The organism is Thauera sp. ZXT1-4 (genome assembly GCF_052598215.2).
On sequence record NZ_JBQWSN020000029.1, the window covers coordinates 1 to 22,077 of the forward strand.

Genomic DNA, 22,077 nt, shown 5'->3' on the forward strand with positions numbered 1-22,077 from the left:
GCGCTACCGTCATGTTTGTTGAGAAGTCAATTTCCACTGGAAACGGCACAGAGCCCCAACGCTTGAGTGTGCTTGTGCTCGTACCCAAGTAGGTTGCAAGTTCCTGCTCGTTCAAATATTCCGCATCCATGGCCAGGGTCCTCCTGCGTTGTTGAATGGGTCCGCATGAAGGCGCTGCGCGGGGGACGAGTCAACCCCTTTTTCCGGTTTGAGCGCTAGATCGCGCTATAATCCGCCAGAAGAAGTTGACGCGATCAGAACTTGAAAAGCCGTCAAAATTCGATGAAACGCGCGATGATGTCTGCAACGCGGGGAGCATAATCAGTCATCTTGAGTCCATGTGCCGCGTCAGAACCACCAACACTTGAGGCCAGCCTTTGCGCTGGCCTCAGTCATTTCGGCCGCAAACGCCAGTGTTGGCGCGGCTCTTAGCTCCTTGCAGTGTCATGGCCGGGCAAACCGAACGTCATGTTTCGCCCGCTGGCGCGGCGAATCCTCTCTTTTCTCCGTCTGAGCGGTGGCTGGTCGCGGCACTGTTCCGTTAAAAATCAATGGGTTGCAAGTTGGCGTTTGCGTCAACGATGCGAGCCGATCCTGAAACCCGATAGCCCGGTGAACGGTTGCGCGCCCTGATCAGCACCAGCCCCGGTTTCTGACCATTGCACTCCGCACTCGATTTCTTCCTACCGTTCGCCACGGCGTCATTGCCTACGCCGGGCCGCCCCGCCACGGTGGAGCAGTCGGGGCGACTGTCGATAGTCGTCGTTCAGAACTCACATTGCATGCGATACTAGTGCCGCGCGGGACAAGGTTGTCGCGTCAATATTGGTTCTATTGCGGGAAAAATATGAAAGTTCTCAAGGGGGTTTTGGTTTTGTCAGTGTTCGTGTGGTTCTTGGGTGCGGCAGGGTCCGCGCTGTCAACCATGTGGGACGGCAAGAGCGAATGTATTAGTCACCAAGGTCTGCTCAAGGGCTGGCTGATGTGTGAATCCGACCCCTCTCATCTCGGGATGGTTGGCCTCATGCTGCGGGGCTTGGGCTGGCCTGCGCGGCTGTTTTCGAGCGACGAGGATGCCACTGCCAAGTAATGGGCAAAGAATTTCTCGATCGAGGCGGGCACACTTACCTGTATGTGCTGGCAATTGAACATCATGCAATAATTACAGAGGCACCAGCGCATCGAGTGACGATATGAGCAACAAGACCGCTTTCCGACAGGCGATTTTGGCAGAACTTGAGTCGATCGTCGGCCGCGCCTGCTACAACGGCAAAATTCAGAACTGGGGACCTGGTGGCGTCTGGTTGGGGGAGGGTCGGAACTTTCGTTACCCCATCACCTACTTGGATAATGAGTCAAGCAAATTCCCGGCCCAGGCGTCGCTCAAACCGATGTCCATGGACGTGATGATGACCGGGCACTACAGATTCGGTGCCAACAAGCTCTACATCATGCGCGCGCTGGACAAGGTACTACACCATCTGGAGCGGGAGCATGGCTTGAAGATCGGGCCAGCGCAGCGCGACAAGGTGACGTGCCCGTATTGCGCAAGGAAGGTGGCCAATGTCATCGCACATGTGAGCCAGAGCCACCCCGTGCAGTGGGCCGAGTACTCAAAGAAGCCAGAAGTTGCCGAATATGTGAAGGGACGACACCGATGCGCTCAGTGCGGCGCGATACTCAATAAGGCAGACGGTCATCAAGATCGGTGCCCTGGAAAACTGACGACGGGAGAGTGAGCTGCCCCACGAATTTCGTCTTCCAACATAGTCGTCGTAGGCTCGACGCAACGAGAGGAAGGAAGACGTGAAACGCATCCCGAGACAGGAATACATGGCCGAGTTCAAGGAGCAGGCCGTCAGGCGCGCCGATGAGGTCGTGAGCTGCCCCACGAATTTCGTCTTCCAACGTAGTCGTCGTAGGATCGACGCAACGAGAGGAAGAACGACGTGAAACGCATCCCGAAGCAGGAATACACGGCCGAGTTCAAGGAGCAGGCCGTCAAGCGAGCTGACGAGGTCGGCAGCATAGGCCGTGTTGCCGAGGAACTGGGGTTGGTTGAGCAGACGCTGCGCAACTGGGTCAAGGCGGCGAAGGCGGGCAAGCTGAATCCGGCCGGCGCCAAGCAGATCACTGCAGAGCAGATGGAACTGTCCCGGTTGCGCGCCCAGGTCGCGCGACTCGAGATGGAGCTGGAGATCACAAAAAAAGCGGCAGCATATTTCGCGAAGGATCTGCTGTGAAATATGCCTGGATCGAAACGCAGCGCAGATCCTTCCCGTTGCCTGTCCTGTGCGATGCCCTGTCGGTGAGCCAGAGCGGCTTTCGGGCTTGGCGGGGCGGCGGGACGCAGGACCGCAAACGACTGACGGATGCGCAGGCCCTGGTGCTGATCCGCACGGTCCACCAGGAGGTCCGGCAGGCCTACGGGGCACGACGCATCCACGCCGAGTTGCGTGGGCGTGACTACCGGATCGGTTTGCCGCGCATCGAGCGTCTGATGCGCGAGAACGGCATCCGGGCACGGCACAAGCGGCGTTACAAGGCGACGACCGACTCCAGGCATCACCTGCCGGTCGCGGAGAATGTGCTGGGTCGTCAGTTCGCGCCTGAGGCGCCCAATCGCGTCTGGACGGGCGACATCACCTACATCGCCACCGCCGAGGGCTGGCTGTACCTGGCGGTCGTGATCGATCTGTTCAACCGCGAAGTGATTGGCTGGTCAATCAAACCACGCATGACCACCGACCTCGTGATCGATGCGCTGTCGATGGCATGGTTTCGCCGCCGGCCCGGACCGGGTGTGCTGTTCCACTCCGACCGGGGCAGTCAGTACGCCAGCCAGGCGTATCAGGCCCGCTTGGCGGCCTACGGCATGCGCGGTTCAATGTCACGCAAGGGCAACTGCTGGGACAACGCACCCACCGAGAGCTTCTTCAACAGCCTCAAGAATGAGCGGGTCCATGGCGTGAGCTACGCGACCCGAAACGAGGCCACGAGCGATCTTTTCCAGTACATCGCCGTGTTCTACAACCGGAGCCGCCGCCACTTCACCTTGGGATATCTGTCGCCGACCACGTTCCTGCAGAACTGGATCGAACGACAAGATGATGAACAAGAAATGGCAGCATGAGGACGGCCGGTTGGAAGGCGGAAAACGTAGGGCACCTCACGTGCCATGCGGGTTTGAATTTCACGCTAAAGCTCTTTGTCGCCTGAAAAGAATCATATAATATGACTCTTTAAGGCGCCAACAAGAGATCAAGATGTTCTTCACTCGACAGAAAGCTCGGCTGCACACTGCCGAGGCCGAGAATCTGCAACTGCAACAGGCCAACGCCTCCTTGCATGAACGTGTCCGCTTGCTTGAGGATGAACGGCTTGAGCTTCGCGCGCAGACAGAGATGCTGCGCCGTGAGCGCGCGGTTCTTGATGGCGTATTCACGAGTTTGGGAAGCTTTGGCGATTCGCTTGGCGGCGTGCGTGAGTCCTTTTTCGGCCTCGCCACCACGCTCAACGACGAGAAGGCATCTGCACTCGAGGCGGCGGCGCAGTCCGACAGCAGTCGCAGCGCCTTCGAGCGCATCGCGGACAACCTGCACAAGATGTTCGAGCGCATGGAAGAGGCCTCCAGGAATGTCGGAACCCTCAGCCGGCGTGCCGAGGAGATCGGCGGTATCGTGCGGCTGATCAAGGAGATCGCCGATCAGACCAACCTGCTCGCCCTCAACGCGGCGATCGAGGCGGCGCGCGCCGGCGATGCGGGCCGGGGATTTGCAGTTGTTGCCGATGAGGTGCGCAAACTGGCAGAGCGGACGGCGGGCGCGACCACCGAGATCGCGACCCTGGTGGAGAGTATCCAGGAGGAGACGCGGGCCGCACGCGAAGTCATGGAAGTCGGTGCGTCAGACGCTGGCCGGCACTCCGCCGAGAGCAAGCAGGCGGTGCAGAGCATGAAGAACCTGCTCGAGTTGTCCCGCCGCATGGAGCAGGCGGTGACCTCTTCCGCATTGCTCTCCAATGTTGAGCTGGCGAACATCGACGAACTCACGCTAAAGCTCGAGGTGTACAAGGTGTTCCTTGGTGTTTCGAGCCTGCGTCCGGAAGATTTGCCTGACGAGAAGCACTGCCGACTCGGTCGGTGGTACTACGACGGAGAAGGGCGTGAACGTTTTGCAGGGCTGGCTGGATATGCAGAGCTCGAAGATCCGCATCGCGCAGTTCATGTGCACGCACGGCGCGCGGTGGAACTGCATGCGCGCGGCGAGCTCGAGGCAGCGCTGGCTGAGCTGCAGGCAATGGAGAAGGCCAATCTCACCGTGATGCGGGGCCTGGACAAGATGCTCGACAAGGCTGTCGGGCGCTAACGGCGCTCGCTTCTCCCGGAAATGAACATCACACAGCACACCGACTACGCGCTTCGGGTTCTCATGTACCTTGGGGCATGTCCCGAACGGCGCGTCACCATCAAGGAGGTGGCCGAGCGCTTCGACATCTCGCGTAGCCACTTGATGAAGATCGTCACCGAGTTGGTCGGAAAAGGCTTCATCGACGGCGCGCGTGGCAAGGGGGGAGGAATGAAGCTGGCGCGACCCGCAATCGAGATCGGCTTGGGCGACGTGGTTCGTCAGATCGAGCCCAGCCTCGCATTGGTCGAGTGTTTCGGAACGAAATCGCACTGCTTGCTCGATCCGGCCTGCCGGCTAAAGGGCGTCCTCGATGGCGCTTTGCGTGCATTTCTCTCTGCCTTGGACGGTGTGTCGCTTGCAGACCTCGTTGGTGATGATGCGTGCCTCCGCGAGGCGCTCGGCCTGGAAGGACCGGATCGCAGCGGATGGCCGGTCATGATCCTGCGTCAGGAGGGGCGCCGGGCAGGGGAATGATCCGCGTGGTTTCACGCGGGTTCCCTGGAGACATGCCGCTCGCGTCTCGGATGCCGAAAACGGGTGCGCGGCAGCCCGCGTCTCTCTGGCAGTGAGTCAACGCTCTCCGCCCCCGGCTGGCAGTTCGTTGAGTTCGCGCTGGTCGCCACGCAGTTGGTTGGTTTCCTGATGACATGCGGGCTGATCGGAGCCGTCGCGGAAACCCATGGCGCAAAGAAGAGGGGCTTTGGCCGCCTGATTGCGGATGCTCGGGTCAGGGCTCCTCCGTCTCCTCCGTTTCGTCCGTTTCGTCCACGGGCTCCGGAATGAGCGCTTCGCGGCTGAGGTTGAGGTCTTCGCCATCCAGAACGAGGTCCTTGCGCAGGGCGCTGATGGTGAATGCGCTGTTGGCGCCGGCAAAAGTCATCACCAAAGATTCGGCGCTGGCGCCGAATATGGCGCCGTGGACCGCCTGCCAGCGATCGGTTACCGTCGACAGTGGTGCGGTGCTGATGTCGTTGGGGCGGATCGTGGCCGTGTAGCCCACCGCGGGTGGCCGCATCGGCGTGACGATACGCGACGCCGCCACGCTTGGCCGCTCGGAGGACACAGCGCCGCCAAGTTGCGCGCTGCCGATGTCGAGTCGGCTCCCGGTCGACTTTGCGTCGCAGGCGACAATTCCCGTCAGGGCGATGGATCGGGTCGCGGCATCGAGCGTGAGCGTCACCATGCAGCCCGCCGATCCGAACTTCAGCCAGTCGCTCTCGGGGGCGCTGATCGGGCTGCCGTCCCCGGCCGTCATGCGCAGAATGCCCACGTAGTCGATCCGGGAGCGCATCAGATTTGCGGCATCGCGCTGATCGGTCAAGGTGCCCAGCCAGCCCGACCAGCGTTTCTCGTCGACCACGTGCGCTCGCTGGCTGATGTCCACCGGCGCGATGTCGAACCACTGGACGCCCACCGTGCCCGGCGAGGGCTCCAGGATCATGCTCCCCGGCTCGGCGCTTTCGAGGGGAAACTCGAGCACCACGCAGTGGTGAGGGTAGTCGGCGCAGTAGTAGCGGCTCTCGACCCCATCCTTCACGTCGAAAGTGCCGTGGTAGGGGTAGTCGCGCTGGTCGAAGCGGACATGCCCCTTGCGCACAACGATTTCGGGCTGGTGCAGGCCATAGCGGGCTTGGCCGCCGCGCGCCCGCTGCGTCCGCCGCTCGCCGCCGTCGGTGCCGGCCTCGCGCACGTGGTCGAACTCGCCGCGAAGCTCGAACAGCGTCCCGGTTTCGGCGAAGCGAAGGGCCTGCGGTGCGCGGCCGTCGAGCACGTCGCGCACGAGCTTGGCGAAATCCGTGACGGCGGAGGAGGTCGGCGCGGCGCAGGGTTCGGAGGCGGACGCGCAGCCGTCGCTGGCGGCGGGGGCGAAGGCGGCGGCGATGGCATCGGCCGGGAGCTTGCCGGTCTCGACGCGGTCATTCGCGCCGGCGGCTGTGCTGAGGATGAACAGGGGGAGGAGGGCGGAGCGGAGACTGCGCATGATCGTGTGACGGATTTGGCTTGGCTGAGAGCGGGCTGAGAGCGGGGTGCGGGAGGGCGACGGCGTGCGTGAGCGGCTGTCGGCGTCGCGAGGGGGGCGTCATGTGGGCGGGCATCTGGGTGTGTTTCAGTAGTCGGTTTCGATACGCTTGCCCGTTAGGCGGTCGATGTACCAGCCCTTGCGTACGGGTTTGCCGTTGAATATCTCCGCCTCGCGAAAATCGCCGCCGGCAAAGGAATGAACCGGGCCGACATAGACCGCTTCCCCCCATTGGTCCCGCTTCCTGGGGTCGAAGCCCGGGCGGCGCTCGATATCCCAGCCGAAGAGTGTGCCTTGGTCGCTCATGCGGAACTTCAGGCGCAGATTGCCGCGCGGGTCGCGCTTGAGATCGTCGATCAGTTCCTGCGGAATGCGGGTGCCGACTTCGATGGTTTCGTCGCCGATGATGTTGCCGATATAGCGACTGCCCACGCCCTGGATGAACCGCCGATCGGACGAATCCCGCCAGATGACTCGAACGCGTTCGGGAACGGGCGATGAGAGAACCCTCTTGCTTTGATTCTTTAACGTTTGTCCTCCCTTTCCGTAGAATTCGTACTTCGCGTTTTCAGGAAAGAACTCGACACCGAGGAATTCCTGCCCGGCCATGGCATCGACGACCAACTCGAAGCCGGGGCGACCGAAGCGTTCGAGCATGCGTTGACGGCTTTCCAGATAGCGGGCCTGCTCGGGAGTGACCGGTTTGGCCGGTGGGGGCAGTGGCGTGCGGCAGCCGGCGAGAAAGGCCAGGCCGAGCGCCAGCAGCGCGCGACGCGGGGGTGAGCGGAGGGTCGAATTCATGGGTTGGGTCCGGCTGGGGCGCATCGCGTTGACTTCCTGTCGAAATAATCGTGGGTGCACAACCATTGCAGGTAGGCCTGCATGTTCACCGTGCCGGTGAGGTTGCCGAGTTCGCGCGGATCGAGTGCCGAGCCGGTGCCGAGTTCGCCGACGTCGCGCGGCTGCCAGGTGATGACTTCGTGGGTGTCGGCGTGAGTCATGCTGCCGTTGTCGAAGCCCATGTTGCGCTGGCGGTTGCCCGAGGTCGCGCCGCGAACCTCGCGGTCTTCGGGGAAGACGTAGTCGATCCAGGCCAGATCGCCCCCGATGAGCTTTCGGGGAACGGTGTTCTGCGGATTGCCGGCCTGAATGACGTTGCTCTGGTCGTGGAGAACGACGTTGTGAGATGGAATGGGATCGATGGTTTTCATGCTTACCCCGGCAAAGCTTGCCTGCTCGACCATCCAGTTCAGCGCCACCAGCGACAGGCCCTGCTCGTCGTCCGGATAGCTGCCGCCGATGTCCGCGTGCGCGCCGACGAAGCCGCGTTCGATGCGGATCCGGCCCGGCGTGTTGCTGCTAGCGCCGATCGATTCGAGCGGAAAGCCGCCCCAGTGCATGCTGTGCGGCTTGGGATTGCGGTACGCGTATTCGCCGACTGCCCCCGAGCGATGTTCGTTCAGCGCCACCGCCTGGGCCACGTACGCGAATTCGTCCGGAATGCTACGCTTGTAGCCCGTGCCGCTGAAGTTGGTGGAGAGCACCGTGTCGAAGAGCCCCATGAAGCGGAAGCTGACCGGCTGGCAGCCTGCGGTGCCGTCCGCCTTGGTGTACTTGTAATAAGTACGGCCGCCGTATTTGATCGCGTCCGGAACGATGCGGTTGGCGAAGTCGCGGGCCTGCGCCGCACCGCGACTGAAGCCGATGATGTCGATGTCCATGACCTGCTCGTCCTCGAACAGATCCGCTTCGTCCCGCAGGTACCGCATCATGCGGTCGATGCGGGCGGGGCCCGAGTAGTTGCCGCCCATGTCGTTGACGTAGGTCGGGTCGCCCGGGGTGAGCCACCAGAGGAAGGTATGGGTGGCGTAGTCTTCCGGGCGGATGTGGCCGTACTTGATGTCCCGGTGAACGGTACCGACGCCGGAGACGTATCGGTCGTTGCCGCTGTCGTAGGCACGGGCGAAATGCACTACGTTGCTGAGGCTGTTGCCGTCCATGGCCGGATCGTTCAAGTCGTCGCTGTTACCCGTCCCGTCGAACGCAAACAGAATCAGCCCGTCCGGATCGACGTAGCGCAGCGGGTTGAACGCCGCATACGCATACGGATTCGGTCCATCCGGCGTGCCGAGTGGGTCGGGGGTGAGGTACTGGCCGGCTGCGGGGTCATAGTAGCGCGCGCGGTTGTAGTGCAGCCCAGTCTCGGCGTCGAAGACCTGGCCGGGCAGGCGCAGGTCTAGGGTGAAGTCGCGGGACTGGATGGTGGCGACGCCGAAGGGGGCGTAGGTGGCGCGCCAGAGCACCTGGCCGGTGGCGTCGGTGGCGAGTTCTGGGGCACCGAGGTGGTTGCCGTGCAGCCAGACGATGCGCTCTGACTGCATGAATGCGGCGCGGATCATGCGGACGAGTTTGTCCGCGAACTGCATCGTGCCGGTGTCCTTGTGCTGCGCGGGCGTCACGCCCTGCGGGGTGTCGATGACGGCGAGCGGGATATCCGCGAGCCATACGTACTGGCGCAGGATGCGGCCGTCGGCGTCGAGTTCCGCGAGCGGTTGGCGATGCTCGTCGTACACCGTGTGCATCGTGCGGTCGCTGACCTCGCGGGTATTGCGCAGGTCTCGGTGGTCGTAGCGATAGCGTGCCAGCACGGCACCATGCTCGCGCACTTCAACCAGGCGGCCGCGGGCGTCCCAGTCGTATTCGCGATCACCCAGGCGTTCGGGCTGGCCGCTGGCGGTATAGTGCGCAGCGGCGGATGGGTCGGCAAGCCGGTGGGTGCCGGGTTCGAAGCCGGCGGCTTGCGTGCCGGTGCTCAGATCCTGCTGTGAGCCGGCGCCCTGCTGACTGAGGACGCGGCGCTGGGTGGCGTCGTAGGCGAAGCGCCAGACGGCTTCCTCGGTGGGTGCCTGATCATCGCCCTGCCAGCGGACCGATGTCAGCAGGCGGCCGTGCCGGTCATAGGCGTGGCCGGTTGCAGTGGGCTGGGCGCCATCGGCCGCGGCGTGCTGGCGAGTGTGCAGGAGGTTGCCGCGCACGTCCCACAGGTAGCGATGATCGAGCAGTGCAGCCGGCTCGTCGGCGAGGCCGAGGGCGCCGGGAGGGACTGGACTCTCTGCCTGCGTGCCCGTGGTATCGAGGGCGACCTTGGCGCCGGCGTCCTTCGTCTGAGCCTGTGCGGGTGCGATGCCGAGCAGGCGCTCGGCGATCTCCCGCGTGCTGCGGCCGAGCAGTTCCATGGGCGGCGTGGCCGCCGTATCGAGCCTTGGCAGTGAAACACGCCGATGCACGACGCGGGCCAGCACTCCCTCACGGCTGCGCTGGTAGAGCGTGTGGATGCCGTTGCCAGTGACATAGCTGCGCAGGCCGGCCAGGTCGCGCTCGAAGCCTTCGGCGATGATCTGCCCGCCAGTGGGCCAGACTGACCATGGAGTGTCGACGGTGTCGCGTTTGAGCGCCACGACCTGGCCCTGACCGTTGCGCACGTATCGCAGGCGGCTGCCGTCGGGCAGCGTGGTTGCGACCAGTTGGCCGCGCTCGTCATGCGTGTAGCGCGTGACGGTGGTCCGTTCGCCGTGCTCGGTGGGCAGGCTGAGGATGCGTGCAGTGCGCAGGCCGCGGGCATCGTATTCGTAGCGCTCACGTTGGGTGGGGTGGATCACCTCGATGAGGCGGCGGCCCTCGTAGCGCCACTGCGTCTCTTCCACGGCGCCGCTGTGGGCGTCGGTGATGCGCTGGTGCCGGATGCGGCCCAGGACGTCGTAGTCGTAGCGGGCATGGTTGCCGCGGGCGTCGCGCATGGCGATGAGACGGTCGAAGGCGTCGTATTCGAGCAGCACGGTGCCGCTGTCTGGGCTGTTTCGCCAGACGATGCGGCCGAAATCGTCCTGGCGCTGGCGAACGGAGGCTGGGGGTGTCGCGTCCTTGGCGCGTGGTGACGCTTCGGCCCGTGCAGGGTGGATGAGGCCGTCGGTGTCGATGGTGTATTGCAGGCGTCCGCGCGCGTCGTAATGCCAATCGCGCCCGCGGCCAGCGTTGTCGCGGACCGAGGCGAGGTGGCCTTGTGCGTCGTAGTGCAGGGCTTCCGTCTGCTCGAAGCTCGCGCTGCGACGACTGCGTTCGAGCGGCCGTCCTTCGGTGTCGTAGCGGAAGGTGGCGAGCACGCCAAGGGCACTGGCGCGCCAGCGCAGATGGCCGTGCTCGTCCCATTCTTGAAGCCAGTTTGAAGATGCTGCAGAGGGGTTGCGAGATTCCACCCGCCTCCCGAGCGTGTCGTATTCGAAGCCCACTGTCTGCGTGGGCTGCTGCCCGGGAGCCTCGAAGCGTACGGTAGTGGGCTGCAGGCGCAAGTTGTAGGTGTAGTGGGTGGCGAAGCCTTCGTCATTACGCACACCCTTCAACACGCCGGTCACGGGAGCGTGCGCGAGCGTGCTACGTCGGCCGCCGGGCAGGGTGAGTGCGGTGAGGTGGTTCCCTGTGGCATCCCACTCGAATATCGAAATGTCGGAGTCGGCTGGCGAGCCGTCGGGGCCATTGGGTAGTGGCCCATCCGTGGTGGTGAGCAGTGAGCGGCCATTGATCCGGGTGTAGCTGAAGGTACTGCTGCGCTCGATCGGCGTTGCACGACTGCGGTGATCGATCGGCTCGTTGTCCGCGCTGAGCGGACTGAAGCCGCTCTCCACCATCCGCGTGACCTGGCCCACGTCGTTGTAGCTGAACTGCAGTCGATGCTCGTGGCCCGGCACCACGCTGGGTTGCGCGATGAGCGTGGGGCGAGGCGAATCATCGGTGTACGCATAGCGGTTGAGCAGGCGCTCGGGCACGGGCCTACCGTCAATGAAGGTCTGGAGCGACCGGCGCAGCAAGCGGCCAGCCCCGTCGCGCACCAGCGTGGTGGTTGCAAGCGGCTGGCCTGTTGGATCGAGCCGCGTGATGCTGGCGAGGCGTCCGCGCTTGTCGTACTGGTAGCGCACGTTTGTCTCGCCGCAGCGTGCGCAGCCCGGGCCGATCGCCTCCAGCAGGCGGGGTTCGCCGTAGATGCGGGTGTGGCGGTAGATGGTGCGCTGGCCGAGGCTGTTGGAGAGCACGGTTTGATCGGGCGCAACGAAGCCGAGGTCGATTTGTTCGATGCCAGTGCCGGGCTGCGGCTGGGCGGATTCGTCCAGGGTGCGCGGTGCGCCGAGCACGCTCATGACCGCGCGTCCGACATGGTCGTACGCGTAGGTGGAGAGCCGCCGCTCCCCCGCTTCGCGTCCCCTTGGTGCCGCTGCCGGCGCGATGAGGGAAATCCCGGTGAGATGGTGCGGCCAGGCGGGAGCCGCTTCTCCAGTGTCGGCGCCGTAGTGGTAGCGCCGGATGGCGCCGTCGGGGTGGGTGGCGGCGACCAAGTTGCTCAGCCCGGGAAGCGCGCGCTCGTTCTGGTGTGCATAGGTGAAGCGCCCGAGCGGGCTGGTGATCGCGACCACCCCCCGGAAACCGCGGCTGCTGCGCGGTGCGTACTCGAACGTGAGGCTGCGGCCTTGCGGGTCGGTCACCTTCACCAGCTCGCCATCGAGGCCACGCGCGAGGCTGAGGAATTCGCCGGTCGGCATCCGGATCTCGACCAGCTTGCCGAGAGCGTCAAAGATCAGCTCGCGGCCCTCGGGCCAGATCCAGCGATAGCCAGCCGCGCGCTGGCCCGGGCCGGCTGCGATGAACTGTACCCAGCCGCGCGCCGGGTCAGCGTGGTTATGACGCCCAGCCTGGCTTCTGTCGGGAGAGAACACGAGGCGTGCGCCGTCGGCCTGGACAATGTGCAGTTGCTTTCCGCTCACATACAGATCGGTTTCGTAAGACAGCCGCCAGCCGCGCCCAAGCAGTCCGAGGGGCGCATCGGTTGAGGCTTGCGCGCTGTTGTAGTGGCGTACGATCTCGATGCCCAGTACACCGGGCAGCGCTGGAAGGTCGGTCTCGCGCTGGTACTTGTTGCCAGTGATGACGTCGATTGGGTTGCCCGCCCCATGGGCGACACCGTCCGGGGTTTCCTGGCTGGCTGGCGGCGTTTCACCGCAGGGGGGCACGCCGTCCGGATTGCCTCCATCGATCGGGGTGCAGTCGGGGTCGAGGGCGCCGGACTGGGGCAGCGGTTGGCTGGCGGTTGTGGGGACATGCTGGCTGCTTGAGGTTTGCGCGAAGACTGCAGACGGGAGGAGGAGCGCAATTTCGAGCAGGCAGATTGCGAGCGCTGCTCGTGCGGAGTTCTGGGCAGTATTCATGGACTTGGACGGGGCTTCAGGGCGTTGTCGGAAGCGATGGGAAACCGCCCAGCCAGTCTGCTGGTGCCTCGCAGGAAGGCAGTGAGCTGCAGCCGGGGTCGGTGAGCGGGTCGCATTCAGCAGGCGCTGGGTCTGGTTCTGGGAGCGCACCCTTCTGGGTCGTGCAAGCCGGGTCAGTGACCGGGCAAATGGGCAGGGCAGGCCTTTCAGGCGGCGGCCCCGGATCGCGCGGCTTGCCCGCGTTTCCGGCACCGGGGCTCGAGGCGTTGCCGTTTTCGATCGCGGGCGACTGCATGCGCATGACGGTGTGGGCCACGATGGGGATGCGGCCGTCGGCGACCAGTCCGGCGCGAAAGGCATCACGATCGGTGGGGTCGAGCACCGCAAGCGCCCGTGCCATGAAGGGGCCGGCGAGCGGGATCTGCTTCTGCGCGGGGATGCCGTAGGTGATGCGCAGCTTGAGCAAATTGGCGTCGTGCAGGGTCTGGCCGCTGGCGTTGCTTGCGGGGTCGTGCTTGCAGCCGGGGCGATCGATGGGGCAGGCGAGGTGGGCGAGGTTGGCGTTGGGGATTACGCGCCTGGGAGCGCCGAGGCGCGTGGCGAGCGCAGGGCTGTGGTAGTCGTCGAAGCTCTCTTTTGTGGGGGAGAGGATCTCGATGCGGGCGAAGGGTGCCTCGACGAGCGCTTTGGCACGTGAGAGGGCGAGTTCGGCCGTGGTGGTGCCCCCGCCGTGGTAACCGGTCATGGCGCGGTCGAAGGCGGTGCGCATCGCCTCTGGGCGAGCGTTGGAGACGGTGCCTGCGCGGGCGGCTTCGAAGGTGGCGTAGTTGAGCTGACTCTTCGCGTGAAAGAGCAGCGCGTACTGCATCAGCACGAGCATGATGAAAAGCACGAGTGGGCCGACGATGACGAACTCGACCAGCGTGGCGCCGTGCTGAGAGAACGGCGTGGTTTTGGCTTTGCAGGGATGGATGACCTTTGCAGTTGAAGCTGCGATCACGATGGGTGTGCGGGGCGGGCGCCCGAGCCTGGTGTGCTTCGTCTGCGATGAGCGTCGAGGCGCGCTGCCCGAAGCGTCTGCGGTGGAGGGCGGTAATCCGCACATCAAGGTGTCCACCCATAGCGCAGCAGGTGAAAAAACACTGGTGCGGAGAACGCCAGCGAGTCGACCCGGTCGAGCATGCCGCCGTGGCCTTCGATCAGGTGGCCCCAGTCCTTGACGCCGCGGTCGCGCTTGATCGCCGAGAGCACGAAGCCGCCGAAGAAGCCCAGCGTGTTGATGACCAGCGCGACGAATGCGGCCTCCAGTGGGCTGAAGGGTGTGATCCACCAGATCGATGCGCCCATCGCGGTTGCACTCAGCACGCCCCCGACCAGGCCCTCGACCGTCTTCGAGGGTGATATTTGCTGCGAGAGTGCGTGGCGACCGAGAAGCTTGCCCCAGACATACTGGAACACGTCGCTTGACTGCACGGTGAGCAGAAGGAACACAACCAGCAGCAGGTTGCGCCCCTCGTGGCCGGGGATCTCGAGCGTGAGCAGCGCCGGTACGTGCGACAGGCAATACACGCAGATCATCAGTCCCCACTGGATCTTGGCGCTTCGCTCGAGGAAACGCGTGGTGTCTGCGCCGAGCGAGGCTGAGATCGGCAGCAGCAGGAAGGCGTAGACCGGGATCAGGATCGAGAACAGGCCATACCAGCCCGCCGCGATGAGGTAGTACTGCAGGGGCAGAAAGACGTAGAAGCTCCAGATCAGCGCACGGTGGTCGCCCTTGCGCGTAGGCGCGAGCGAGACATACTCCCGCAGGCACTGGAAGGAAACGAGCGCAAACAGGCCGATCACTGCCCAGGCGCCGATCCAGGTCGTAGCCGCGATCGCGCCGATCATGATCCACCACGCCTTGATGCGGGCGTTGAGGTTGTCGATGGTGGCGTGCGGGCGATCGAAGCCGCTGCGCGACTTGAGAGCGAGGCCGATGATGCTGGCCATGGTGAGCACAAGGAACACGGCGCCGAAGATGCGCATGAGGGTGGCGGAAACGTCCATGGCGATCATGCGGCGGTCGGTGCGAGCGCGATCAGCGCGTCGCGGCTGCGTTTGAGGAAACTGTCCCGCGCCTCGTCGTCGCCCAGGCAGAGCGCGTCGCCGAAGTGCAGTGCGCACAGCAGGGGCACGGGGATGAAGCTGCCTTTGGGCATCACACGGCCCAGGTTCTCCACCCAGACGGGAACGCAGCGTAGCCCCGGGTGCGCTTGGGCAAGCCGGAAGATGCCGCTCTTGAAGGGCAGCAGGTCGTCGCCGACGTTTCGCGTGCCTTCAGGAAAGAGGATCAGCGACTCGCCGGCATCGAGTGCGGCTTGCATCGCAGCGAGTGGGTCGGTGGCGGCCTGTGCCCCGCCGCTGCGCTCGACCAGCACCGCACGGAAGATGCGCAGCGCGACGTAGCGCCGCAGCGGGCTGGTGAGCCAGTAGTCGGCACCGGCTACCGGTCGAGTGCGCCGGCGCACCGAGGGTGGCAGCGCTGCCCACACGAGCAGGAAGTCGATGTGACTGCGGTGGTTAGCGTAGTAGATGGTGGTGCCACCAGTGGTGTCGGGGCCGTTTGCAGCGTGGTGGATGGCGCGTGCGCCGGTGATGATGCGCGCAAGACCGCACAGTGTGGCGCCGAGGAGTCGTTCGATCTTCATGGCTGTGCGGGGCGCTCGAGCACGAAGCGCCGGGCTGCGTCGTGCAGGCCAAGCAGCGTGTTGACCGAGATCGCACGCGTGATCAGCGGGTGGCTGTCGTACGACGCCTGGCGTGCACGATCGTGGGTGAGCGGTTTCGACCTGACGTCGCGCACCGAGGTGCCGACGCGGGCCGATTGTCCGCTTGCCCCGGCGGACATGCCGTGCCCGCGCGCGTCCCACGCGAAGAAATCGAAATCCGGCAGATCAAGCTCGTCGACGATGTGGGCCGCCCGCTCCGAATGCTCGTGCCCGCGGTGCAGCAGCATGACGGCTACGCGCCGCATGCCCGTGGCCGGCCAATGAAGATAGAAGAGCTGCTCGCCATCGCGGGAAACGAAGTGGCGTTCGGTGCAGGTACGCTGGCGGATGATCATGATTGGGCTGCGTCGGAGTGAGTCGGGGTGGAGTGGGGTGCATCCGCGCCGGTCGCGCTGCTGTGTGCTGCGTGCACGCCATTGCGGACCCGGTTGATGATGTTGACGAGGAGTGCGAAGCCGATCAGCGGCATCAGCCAGAAGGCCCAGCCCGGCAGGCCGCCGAGCAGCCCCACGGCGAGCGCGAGCGCCCCGAACACGAAGGCCCGGTCGCTCTTGCCCATGGGGCCGTCGTAGCGCCGTGGCGCACCGACCATGGGCCCGAGGGCGCCCGCCATCTCGGACACCGTTGCGAGAAAGATCACCGTGCCGATGCTGGCCCAGCCAAAAGGTGAGACGAATACGAAGGGCAACATCAGCGCAGCGTCGGAGGCTACGTCGGCCAACTCGTTGAGATAGGCGCCGAGCGCGCTCTGGTGACCGAACTCGCGCGCGAGCATGCCGTCGATGGCGTTGAGGCCCATGCGCACGAACATCCAGACGGGCATGAGCAGGAAGAGGGCGGTGCGTTCGGGAGAGTGGGCGAGCAGGGTGCCGAGCGCGAAGGAGCCGAGCAGTGCCCCGGTGGTGACCACATTCGCGGTGACTCCCCGACGTGCGAGGCGTGTCACCTGTGGGCGCAGTAGGGACTGGAAGGCTGGTTTCAGCTGGTAGAGGGAGAGCAGCATGGCACTGACACTATGAAAATCCATTTGGCATTATATCGGAATATGCCATAGGAATTAATGCATCGAGTTTGTGCTGAATTCCGCTCACCAGATTTCCTGCCACGCCAATGCTGATGAGAGGGCAGCGCGCGCGGTTTCGGGTTGGGCGATCAGCGAGGTGAAGGTCGTTTGATTCATGCTGGCAGCGTGCATGTCCGTCGGCGTGCGATGGGGTTCATCACGAAGCCTTGCAAGAAGACTTGTGAGCGGGCTTGAGAATGCGAGGATCGAGGCGTACGCCTGGGATCAGGCCGAGCAGCAGGGCTTGGCCTGCTGCCAGCTCGAGGGCTTGCGTGGCGCCGGTGCAGGCGGTGGCGCGCCACGGTTTGAGGGCCTCGACGAGCTTGAGGATGCGCCCTTCCCGGTCGAGGAAGACGATGTCGATCGGGTAGCGCATGAATGCGGTGTGTACCGAGGCGCAGGGCGTGAGCAGTAGCCCGTGCCCGGGGGCGGGTGGGGGCTTTCCGAGCAGGCCGCGCAGTCGTTCGGACCATCGCTCGGCGCGGTGGACGGTGAGTGGTGGCTGGGCGCCCGGCGAGTGCGACGCGGTGGTTTCGCGGATGCGCCGGGGAGTGGAGCGGGAGGGACGCTTGGTCAGGCTCACAGACCTGCCCCCATGAACTTCATCGCGATCGGGAACATGAGGATGGCGAACACGCACGGGAAGATGAAGAACAGCAATGGAAACAGCAGCTTGACCGGTGCCTGCATGGCGAGCTTCTCCGCCTGGGCGAAGCGTTCGGTGCGCCGTTGCTCGGCCTGGGCGCGCAGGATGGGGCCCAGGCTCATGCCAGTGGCCTCCGCCTGAATAAGGGTCGTTACGAAGTTGGACACTGCCGGCATGTCGAGCCGGGTGGCCAGTTCGCGCAGGGCTTCGCTGCGTGCGCGGCCGGCGCGCACGTCGCGCATCAGGCGGGCGAATTCGTCGCGAAGCGGGCCGGCGGGGCCTTTGGCGACGGCCTGGGCGATGGCACTGTTGAGGTTGAGCCCGGATTCGACGCACAGGGTGATGAGGTCGAGCATGAAGGGCAGGGCCTTGAAGGTCTGCCGGCGACGTGCCTGGATGCGGTCGCGTAGCCATACGTGCGGGAAGAGGAAGCCCAGTGCGAAGCCTGAGAGCTGCAGCCAGCCGAGGGGGCTTCCGAAGGTGTCGGCCAGCCACCCAGCGATGCCCGCACAGACCAGCGCCCACACCAGACATCCGGCCAGGAACTGGGCGGGGTCGAGAGCAAAATCGAGGCCGGCGAGGCGGAGCCGGCCAAGGATTGCCTGCGTGTGGCGCTCGGGCAGCAGCGCACGCAGGTAGTGTGCGAACCATTGCACTGGCCACCACACGAGGCGGTAGCCGGGAGGTGGGGCGTCGAGCCAGAGGCGGTCCTGGCGTGGGACGGCGGCTGCGGCGCGCGATAACAGCCACACGACCAACGTTACCGAAAGGCCTGCGGTCAGTGCGATGACGCCGATGACCCAGTGCGGCCCCGATGGCGGTACGGGAAAGGTCTCGGGGCTCATATGTCGATGCTCACGATACGGCGGATCAGCAGCACGCCGATGATCTCCATGATCAGCACGACCGCGAGCACGCCCCAGCCCAAGCGGGTGGTCCAGAGCAAGGACATGGCATCGGGCTCCATGCGGGCGAGCACCCACAGCAGGAACACCGGAAGCAGTCCCACGACCCAGGCCTGCAGCTTGCCTTGCGCGGTGAGCGCACGGATCTTGAGCTCCATGGCTTGCTGGCTGCGTAGTGTGGTGGCGGTGCGCTCGAGGGTCTCGGCCAGCCCTCCGCCGGTTTCGGATGCGATGCGCATGGCCGACACCATCAGCTTGACCGGCTGCGCCGGAACACGAAGGGCGAGGTTTTCGAGTGTGTCGTCCAGACTCACGCCCAGCCGCTGCTCATGCAGCAGAAGCATCAGCTCCTGTTGCAGGGGTGGGGCGAGTTCGCTGCTGACCTGGCGGATGGCAGCAGGCAGTGACAGGCCCGCGCGTGCGGTGCCGGCGAGCATCTGCAGTGCGTCGGGCAACTGCTGCTCGATGCGCGCGAGCCGGTGTGCACGCAGCCAGCGGAACACGACGCCAGGCGAAACCGCGAGCAGCAGCGCCACGATGACGGCGAGCGCGAGGCTGCCGCTTCCCACCCAGGTGCCACCGGCAGCCAGAACAGTCAGCGCCAGATTGAGCGCATAGAGCCGCGCCGGGTCGACGAAGAGGAAGAGCTCGCGCAGGTGAAAGCCGGTCTCGCGCGTGAAGCGGGTGCGCCAGGCTTGCAAGAGGCGGCTGCCGATATCGACCAGGGCCCATACCAGCAGCGCCACGGTGAGCGCGACGATGAGGAGGAGGATGGTGAGGTTCACCGGGCCACGCTCCTGTCGCCACGCGAGCGGCGCCCGGACCGAAGGTGGCGCCTGCCGTCGGTGGGGGGTGTGGGCGCGGTCATGCGTCCTGAGGTCCGTCGAAGATCGAGAGGTCGAGCGCCATTCCGGCGCCGCCCAGCGCTTCGTAGAACGCGGGTACGGCGTTGCACGCAGCGAAGCGGCTCAAGCTGCGGCCGTCCGTGTCGCGTCCGAGCTGCTCGTGGCGAAACAGCTCCTGGATCTGGATGCGCCCGGATTCGGTGCCAGCCACCTCGACGACGCCGGTGACCACCCTTCTGCCGTCGGGCATGCGCGCCTGTTGGACGACGATGTCTATGGCCGAGGCGATCTGCTCGCGGACTGCAGTGAGCGGTAGATCCATGCCGGCCATCATTACAAGGGTCTCGAGGCGGGCAAGTGCATCGCGCGGGCTGTTGGCGTGCAGTGTCGTGAGCGATCCGTCGTGGCCGGTATTCATGGCCTGCAGCATGTCGAGCGCCTCGCCGCCGCGGCACTCGCCAACCACAATGCGGTCGGGGCGCATGCGCAGCGCGTTCTTCACCAGATCGCGGATGGCAACCTGGCCGCGACCTTCGGCGTTGGGCGGCCGGGCCTCCAGGCTGATCAGATTCGAGTGCGCCAGACGCAGCTCGGCAGCGTCCTCGATGGTGATGATGCGTTCGCCGTCGGGAATGAAATTCGACAGGACGTTGAGCAGCGTGGTCTTGCCCGAACCGGTGCCGCCCGAGATCAGGATGTTTCTGCGCTGCTGCACGCAGATGCGCAGGAACTCGGCCATCTGCGCACTGAGCGCGCCGAGCGCGACCAGGTCGCCGTGCGAGAACAGTTTGCGGCCGAACTTGCGGATGGTGAGGGCTGGGCCCTTGATTGCGAGTGGCGGAATGATGGCGTTTACGCGCGAGCCGTCCTTGAGGCGGGCGTCGACCATCGGAGACGATTCGTCGATACGTCGTCCGATCGGGGTGACGATGCGTTCAATAACGCCGAGAACCGCTCGGTCGCTGGTGAAACTGCCAGGGTGTCGTTCGAGCCGGCCATTGCGCTCGAGATAGATCTCGTCGTGGCGGTTGACCATGATCTCGCTGATGGCCTCGTCGGCCAGCAACTCGTCCAGCGGACCTAGTCCAACGGCCTCGTTGAGTACGTCGCGACGCAGGCTGTCGCGGTCGAGTCCGTCAGGCAGTGCGGACTCCTTTTCGATGATCTCGACCAGGAGCGTCTCGGTCTCTGCGCGCAACTCGTCGTCGCTCATGCGCACGAGGTCGCGCCTGCGTAGATCGATGGCGTCGAGCAGGGCCTCGTGAATGTGCCTGCGCCAGTATTGGTCGGGGGTGAGGGCCGTGCTGCGCACGTTGTGACTGGCGGATGCCGCGGGCAATGAAGCCGCTTGAGGCGCTTGCGGTGTTGTACCCGACCGTGGGCAAGGCGACGTTGATCCGACCGTGGCCTGTGGCTGCAGGTGATCCTCGATGACGAGAGTGAAGGGGCCGACCGTGATCCGATCGTCGGACGCGATCGGGCCGTGTTGCTGGATGCGGATGCCGTTGACGCTCGTGCCGAAGAACTGACCGAGGTCCTGGATGTAAAGCCCGGATTTGGTGCGGTAGATGCGCGCGTGCTCGCGCCCGACTTTCCAGCCGGGTAGCTGTACGCGGCACTCGCGCCCCTTGCCGATGACGGCCGAGGTTTCGCTGATCGACTCGATGCGAGGGGCCGTCTCGGGGTGGCGGATGGTGACCTGGAACATGCTTCGTGCCTTGGCTCAGTTGCCCGTCCACGGCGCTTTCCCGGGAATGTCCCGGTCTTCCACCGGCACGGCAGGCCAGGGGATGGCAGACAGATCTGGCGCACGTGCACGCGGTGCTGCTTCGAGTCGCTGGCGTGCCAGCAGCATGCGCTCCGCCTGCTCCAGCGTGTGCTTGTCCACCGCGTACGGCGTGACGAAAACGACCAGTTCGGTCTCGTTGTTCTGGAAGCGGCGCGACCGGAACAGCGCGCCCAGCACCGGGATGTCGCCGAGGAAGGGAACCTTGTCGATCGAGGCGTTGACGTCGCGGCTGAGCAGGCCGCTGAGCACGATGGTGCCGCCTTCCATGACGTTGAATTCAGTCTCGGTCTTGCGCGTGCGCAGCGCTGGACCGGCTGCGCCCATCACCGAGAGGTCGAGGTCGCTGACCTCGCTCATGATGCGGGCGCGAATGACACCGTTGTGGTCGACCCTGGGCGAGATCTCGAGGCGTATGCCGTAAGGCTTGAACTGGATTGTGGTGCCGTTGATGTTGCTTACGCTGTAAGGGAACTCGCCACCTGCCAGGAAGCTCGCTTCGGCGCCGCTGCGGGCGGACAGGATGGGCTGGGCAAGGATGCTGGCCGAGCCATTCTGCTCCATGAGGCGGAGCTGAGCGTTAAGCCCGGCGTTGATCGCCGAGAGGAGGTTGAGGCTGGACCCGAGCGGCACGGGGCCACCCGCGCCGTCCGGGTTCATGATCGGAGGGCTGTTCTCCGCGCCCGCGCGGATGTCGATCTGCAGCGGGGCGTTCCCGCGCCGGCCGGGCATCCAGACGCCGCCGATGGCTGCGCCGCCGGTAGCATTCCAGGCGAGCCCGACCTCGCGCAGCATGTTGATCGGGAATTCGGCGATCTGCACTTCCATGACGACCATCTTTTCCCAGCCGACCGGGTTGGCGAAATTGAGGATCTGCGGGTAGTGCTTGGTGAGCGCCTCGATGCGGGCCTGGTCCCGATCGCTCAGGTTGTCGCCTTCGATGACGATCTTGTCGCCGATCACGGTGCTGTGCGCGTTGGGAATGCCGGCGAGAAAGGCCGCGATCTCCCGATTGACGCGTGGGGTCTCGGACGGAACGACGGTGACTTTCAGTCTGCGGTTGCGACCGTCTGCGCTCCATATGTGGAGCGATGAAACGCCAAGTTCGTTGGCGATGAGCAGAATCTCGCGATCGTCGAGCACGGCCGCCGAGAGCACCTTGCCGTTGCCCACCGCCAGGCGTCCGGCGTTGGGTTCGGCAATGACGCGAGTTTCGCCCTGGAACAGGGTGAGCTCGGGCATGCCCTTGGCGAGGGCGGTGGGCACCAGGGCGAGCGCGAGGAGGAGTTGCAGCAGGGTTCGGGTCAGGCGTTGCATCGATTCAGTCGAGATGGAGAGAGGGCTGGGAAAAGAGGGCGTCGCGGGCGGCGTCGCGGGGGGC

At 65.0% G+C, this 22,077-nt stretch carries 18 protein-coding genes; 5 read left to right on the top strand and 13 right to left on the bottom strand.

Going from position 1 to position 22,077, the window contains the following annotated elements; genetic code table 11:
• Window positions 1–847 precede the first annotated feature (847 nt).
• From ACUH78_RS16120 to ACUH78_RS16140, 5 genes are all read left to right on the top strand, one after another.
• The gene (locus ACUH78_RS16120) at window positions 848–1,090 is read left to right on the top strand and encodes a hypothetical protein (protein ID WP_445333990.1); all 243 of its coding nucleotides are present in this window, start codon (window positions 848–850) and stop codon (window positions 1,088–1,090) included.
• Window positions 1,091–1,193: 103 nt separating this feature from the next.
• A complete protein-coding gene (locus tag ACUH78_RS16125) occupies window positions 1,194–1,739 on the top strand; it encodes a hypothetical protein (RefSeq protein ID WP_445333991.1) in 546 nt (181 codons plus the stop codon).
• Window positions 1,740–1,949: 210 nt separating this feature from the next.
• A protein-coding gene (locus ACUH78_RS16130; protein ID WP_445333992.1) for an IS3 family transposase occupies window positions 1,950–3,133 on the top strand; the annotation gives its coding sequence in 2 pieces (ribosomal slippage) (window positions 1,950–2,202 and window positions 2,202–3,133; 1,185 coding nt in all).
• A gap of 133 nt (window positions 3,134–3,266) precedes the next feature.
• A complete protein-coding gene (locus tag ACUH78_RS16135) occupies window positions 3,267–4,367 on the top strand; it encodes a methyl-accepting chemotaxis protein (protein WP_445333993.1) in 1,101 nt (366 codons plus the stop codon).
• 21 nt (window positions 4,368–4,388) lie between these two features.
• The gene (locus ACUH78_RS16140) at window positions 4,389–4,883 is read left to right on the top strand and encodes an RrF2 family transcriptional regulator (protein WP_445333994.1); all 495 of its coding nucleotides are present in this window, start codon (window positions 4,389–4,391) and stop codon (window positions 4,881–4,883) included.
• Window positions 4,884–5,136: 253 nt separating this feature from the next.
• Here ACUH78_RS16140 and ACUH78_RS16145 read toward each other — a convergent pair whose 3' ends face one another.
• From ACUH78_RS16145 to ACUH78_RS16205, 13 genes are all read right to left on the bottom strand, one after another.
• The gene (locus ACUH78_RS16145) at window positions 5,137–6,390 is read right to left on the bottom strand and encodes a hypothetical protein (protein WP_445333995.1); all 1,254 of its coding nucleotides are present in this window, start codon (window positions 6,388–6,390) and stop codon (window positions 5,137–5,139) included.
• A gap of 126 nt (window positions 6,391–6,516) precedes the next feature.
• On the bottom strand, window positions 6,517–7,230 hold the full coding sequence (locus ACUH78_RS16150; protein ID WP_445333996.1) for a hypothetical protein: 714 nt from the start codon (window positions 7,228–7,230) through the stop codon (window positions 6,517–6,519).
• The gene (locus ACUH78_RS16155) at window positions 7,227–12,680 is read right to left on the bottom strand and encodes an RHS repeat-associated core domain-containing protein (protein ID WP_445333997.1); all 5,454 of its coding nucleotides are present in this window, start codon (window positions 12,678–12,680) and stop codon (window positions 7,227–7,229) included. Before ACUH78_RS16155 ends, ACUH78_RS16150 begins: the two co-directional genes overlap by 4 nt.
• A gap of 16 nt (window positions 12,681–12,696) precedes the next feature.
• Window positions 12,697–13,680, bottom strand: a complete 984-nt coding sequence (locus ACUH78_RS16160) for a TadE family protein (RefSeq protein WP_445333998.1) — start codon at window positions 13,678–13,680, stop codon at window positions 12,697–12,699.
• Window positions 13,681–13,784: 104 nt separating this feature from the next.
• Window positions 13,785–14,738 carry a phosphatidate cytidylyltransferase gene (locus tag ACUH78_RS16165; protein ID WP_418365062.1) on the bottom strand — a complete coding sequence of 318 codons (954 nt, stop codon included), beginning with the start codon at window positions 14,736–14,738 and terminating at the stop codon, window positions 13,785–13,787.
• A complete protein-coding gene (locus ACUH78_RS16170; RefSeq protein WP_445333999.1) occupies window positions 14,735–15,370 on the bottom strand; it encodes a lysophospholipid acyltransferase family protein in 636 nt (211 codons plus the stop codon). The genes ACUH78_RS16165 and ACUH78_RS16170 overlap by 4 nt, the downstream gene beginning before the upstream one ends.
• On the bottom strand, window positions 15,367–15,786 hold the full coding sequence (locus ACUH78_RS16175; protein WP_445334000.1) for an alpha/beta hydrolase: 420 nt from the start codon (window positions 15,784–15,786) through the stop codon (window positions 15,367–15,369). The genes ACUH78_RS16170 and ACUH78_RS16175 overlap by 4 nt, the downstream gene beginning before the upstream one ends.
• Window positions 15,783–16,478: a CDP-alcohol phosphatidyltransferase family protein gene (locus ACUH78_RS16180; RefSeq protein ID WP_445334001.1), complete on the bottom strand. Its 696-nt coding sequence runs from the start codon at window positions 16,476–16,478 to the stop codon at window positions 15,783–15,785. Before ACUH78_RS16180 ends, ACUH78_RS16175 begins: the two co-directional genes overlap by 4 nt.
• A 193-nt stretch (window positions 16,479–16,671) precedes the next feature.
• Window positions 16,672–17,097, bottom strand: a complete 426-nt coding sequence (locus ACUH78_RS16185; protein ID WP_445334002.1) for a DUF192 domain-containing protein — start codon at window positions 17,095–17,097, stop codon at window positions 16,672–16,674.
• Window positions 17,094–18,005 carry a type II secretion system F family protein gene (locus tag ACUH78_RS16190; RefSeq protein ID WP_418365057.1) on the bottom strand — a complete coding sequence of 304 codons (912 nt, stop codon included), beginning with the start codon at window positions 18,003–18,005 and terminating at the stop codon, window positions 17,094–17,096. The genes ACUH78_RS16185 and ACUH78_RS16190 overlap by 4 nt, the downstream gene beginning before the upstream one ends.
• On the bottom strand, window positions 18,002–18,850 hold the full coding sequence (locus ACUH78_RS16195) for a type II secretion system F family protein (protein ID WP_418365056.1): 849 nt from the start codon (window positions 18,848–18,850) through the stop codon (window positions 18,002–18,004). Before ACUH78_RS16195 ends, ACUH78_RS16190 begins: the two co-directional genes overlap by 4 nt.
• Window positions 18,851–18,929: 79 nt before the next feature.
• Complete coding sequence (locus tag ACUH78_RS16200) at window positions 18,930–20,618, bottom strand: TadA family conjugal transfer-associated ATPase (protein ID WP_445334003.1); 1,689 nt, start codon at window positions 20,616–20,618, stop codon at window positions 18,930–18,932.
• 15 nt (window positions 20,619–20,633) lie between these two features.
• The gene (locus ACUH78_RS16205) at window positions 20,634–22,013 is read right to left on the bottom strand and encodes a type II and III secretion system protein family protein (RefSeq protein WP_445334004.1); all 1,380 of its coding nucleotides are present in this window, start codon (window positions 22,011–22,013) and stop codon (window positions 20,634–20,636) included.
• Between the last annotated feature and the right edge of the window lie 64 nt (window positions 22,014–22,077).

Coding starts and splice junctions, on each gene's coding strand:
- ACUH78_RS16120 (WP_445333990.1), top strand. CDS start 848: ATGAAAGTTCTCAAGGGGGTTTTGGTTTTGTCAGTGTTCGTGTGGTTC.
- ACUH78_RS16125 (WP_445333991.1), top strand. CDS start 1,194: ATGAGCAACAAGACCGCTTTCCGACAGGCGATTTTGGCAGAACTTGAG.
- ACUH78_RS16135 (WP_445333993.1), top strand. CDS start 3,267: ATGTTCTTCACTCGACAGAAAGCTCGGCTGCACACTGCCGAGGCCGAG.
- ACUH78_RS16140 (WP_445333994.1), top strand. CDS start 4,389: ATGAACATCACACAGCACACCGACTACGCGCTTCGGGTTCTCATGTAC.
- ACUH78_RS16145 (WP_445333995.1), bottom strand. CDS start 6,390: ATGCGCAGTCTCCGCTCCGCCCTCCTCCCCCTGTTCATCCTCAGCACA.
- ACUH78_RS16150 (WP_445333996.1), bottom strand. CDS start 7,230: ATGAATTCGACCCTCCGCTCACCCCCGCGTCGCGCGCTGCTGGCGCTC.
- ACUH78_RS16155 (WP_445333997.1), bottom strand. CDS start 12,680: ATGAATACTGCCCAGAACTCCGCACGAGCAGCGCTCGCAATCTGCCTG.
- ACUH78_RS16165 (WP_418365062.1), bottom strand. CDS start 14,738: ATGATCGCCATGGACGTTTCCGCCACCCTCATGCGCATCTTCGGCGCC.
- ACUH78_RS16170 (WP_445333999.1), bottom strand. CDS start 15,370: ATGAAGATCGAACGACTCCTCGGCGCCACACTGTGCGGTCTTGCGCGC.
- ACUH78_RS16175 (WP_445334000.1), bottom strand. CDS start 15,786: ATGATCATCCGCCAGCGTACCTGCACCGAACGCCACTTCGTTTCCCGC.
- ACUH78_RS16180 (WP_445334001.1), bottom strand. CDS start 16,478: ATGGATTTTCATAGTGTCAGTGCCATGCTGCTCTCCCTCTACCAGCTG.
- ACUH78_RS16190 (WP_418365057.1), bottom strand. CDS start 18,005: ATGAGCCCCGAGACCTTTCCCGTACCGCCATCGGGGCCGCACTGGGTC.
- ACUH78_RS16200 (WP_445334003.1), bottom strand. CDS start 20,618: ATGTTCCAGGTCACCATCCGCCACCCCGAGACGGCCCCTCGCATCGAG.
- ACUH78_RS16205 (WP_445334004.1), bottom strand. CDS start 22,013: ATGCAACGCCTGACCCGAACCCTGCTGCAACTCCTCCTCGCGCTCGCC.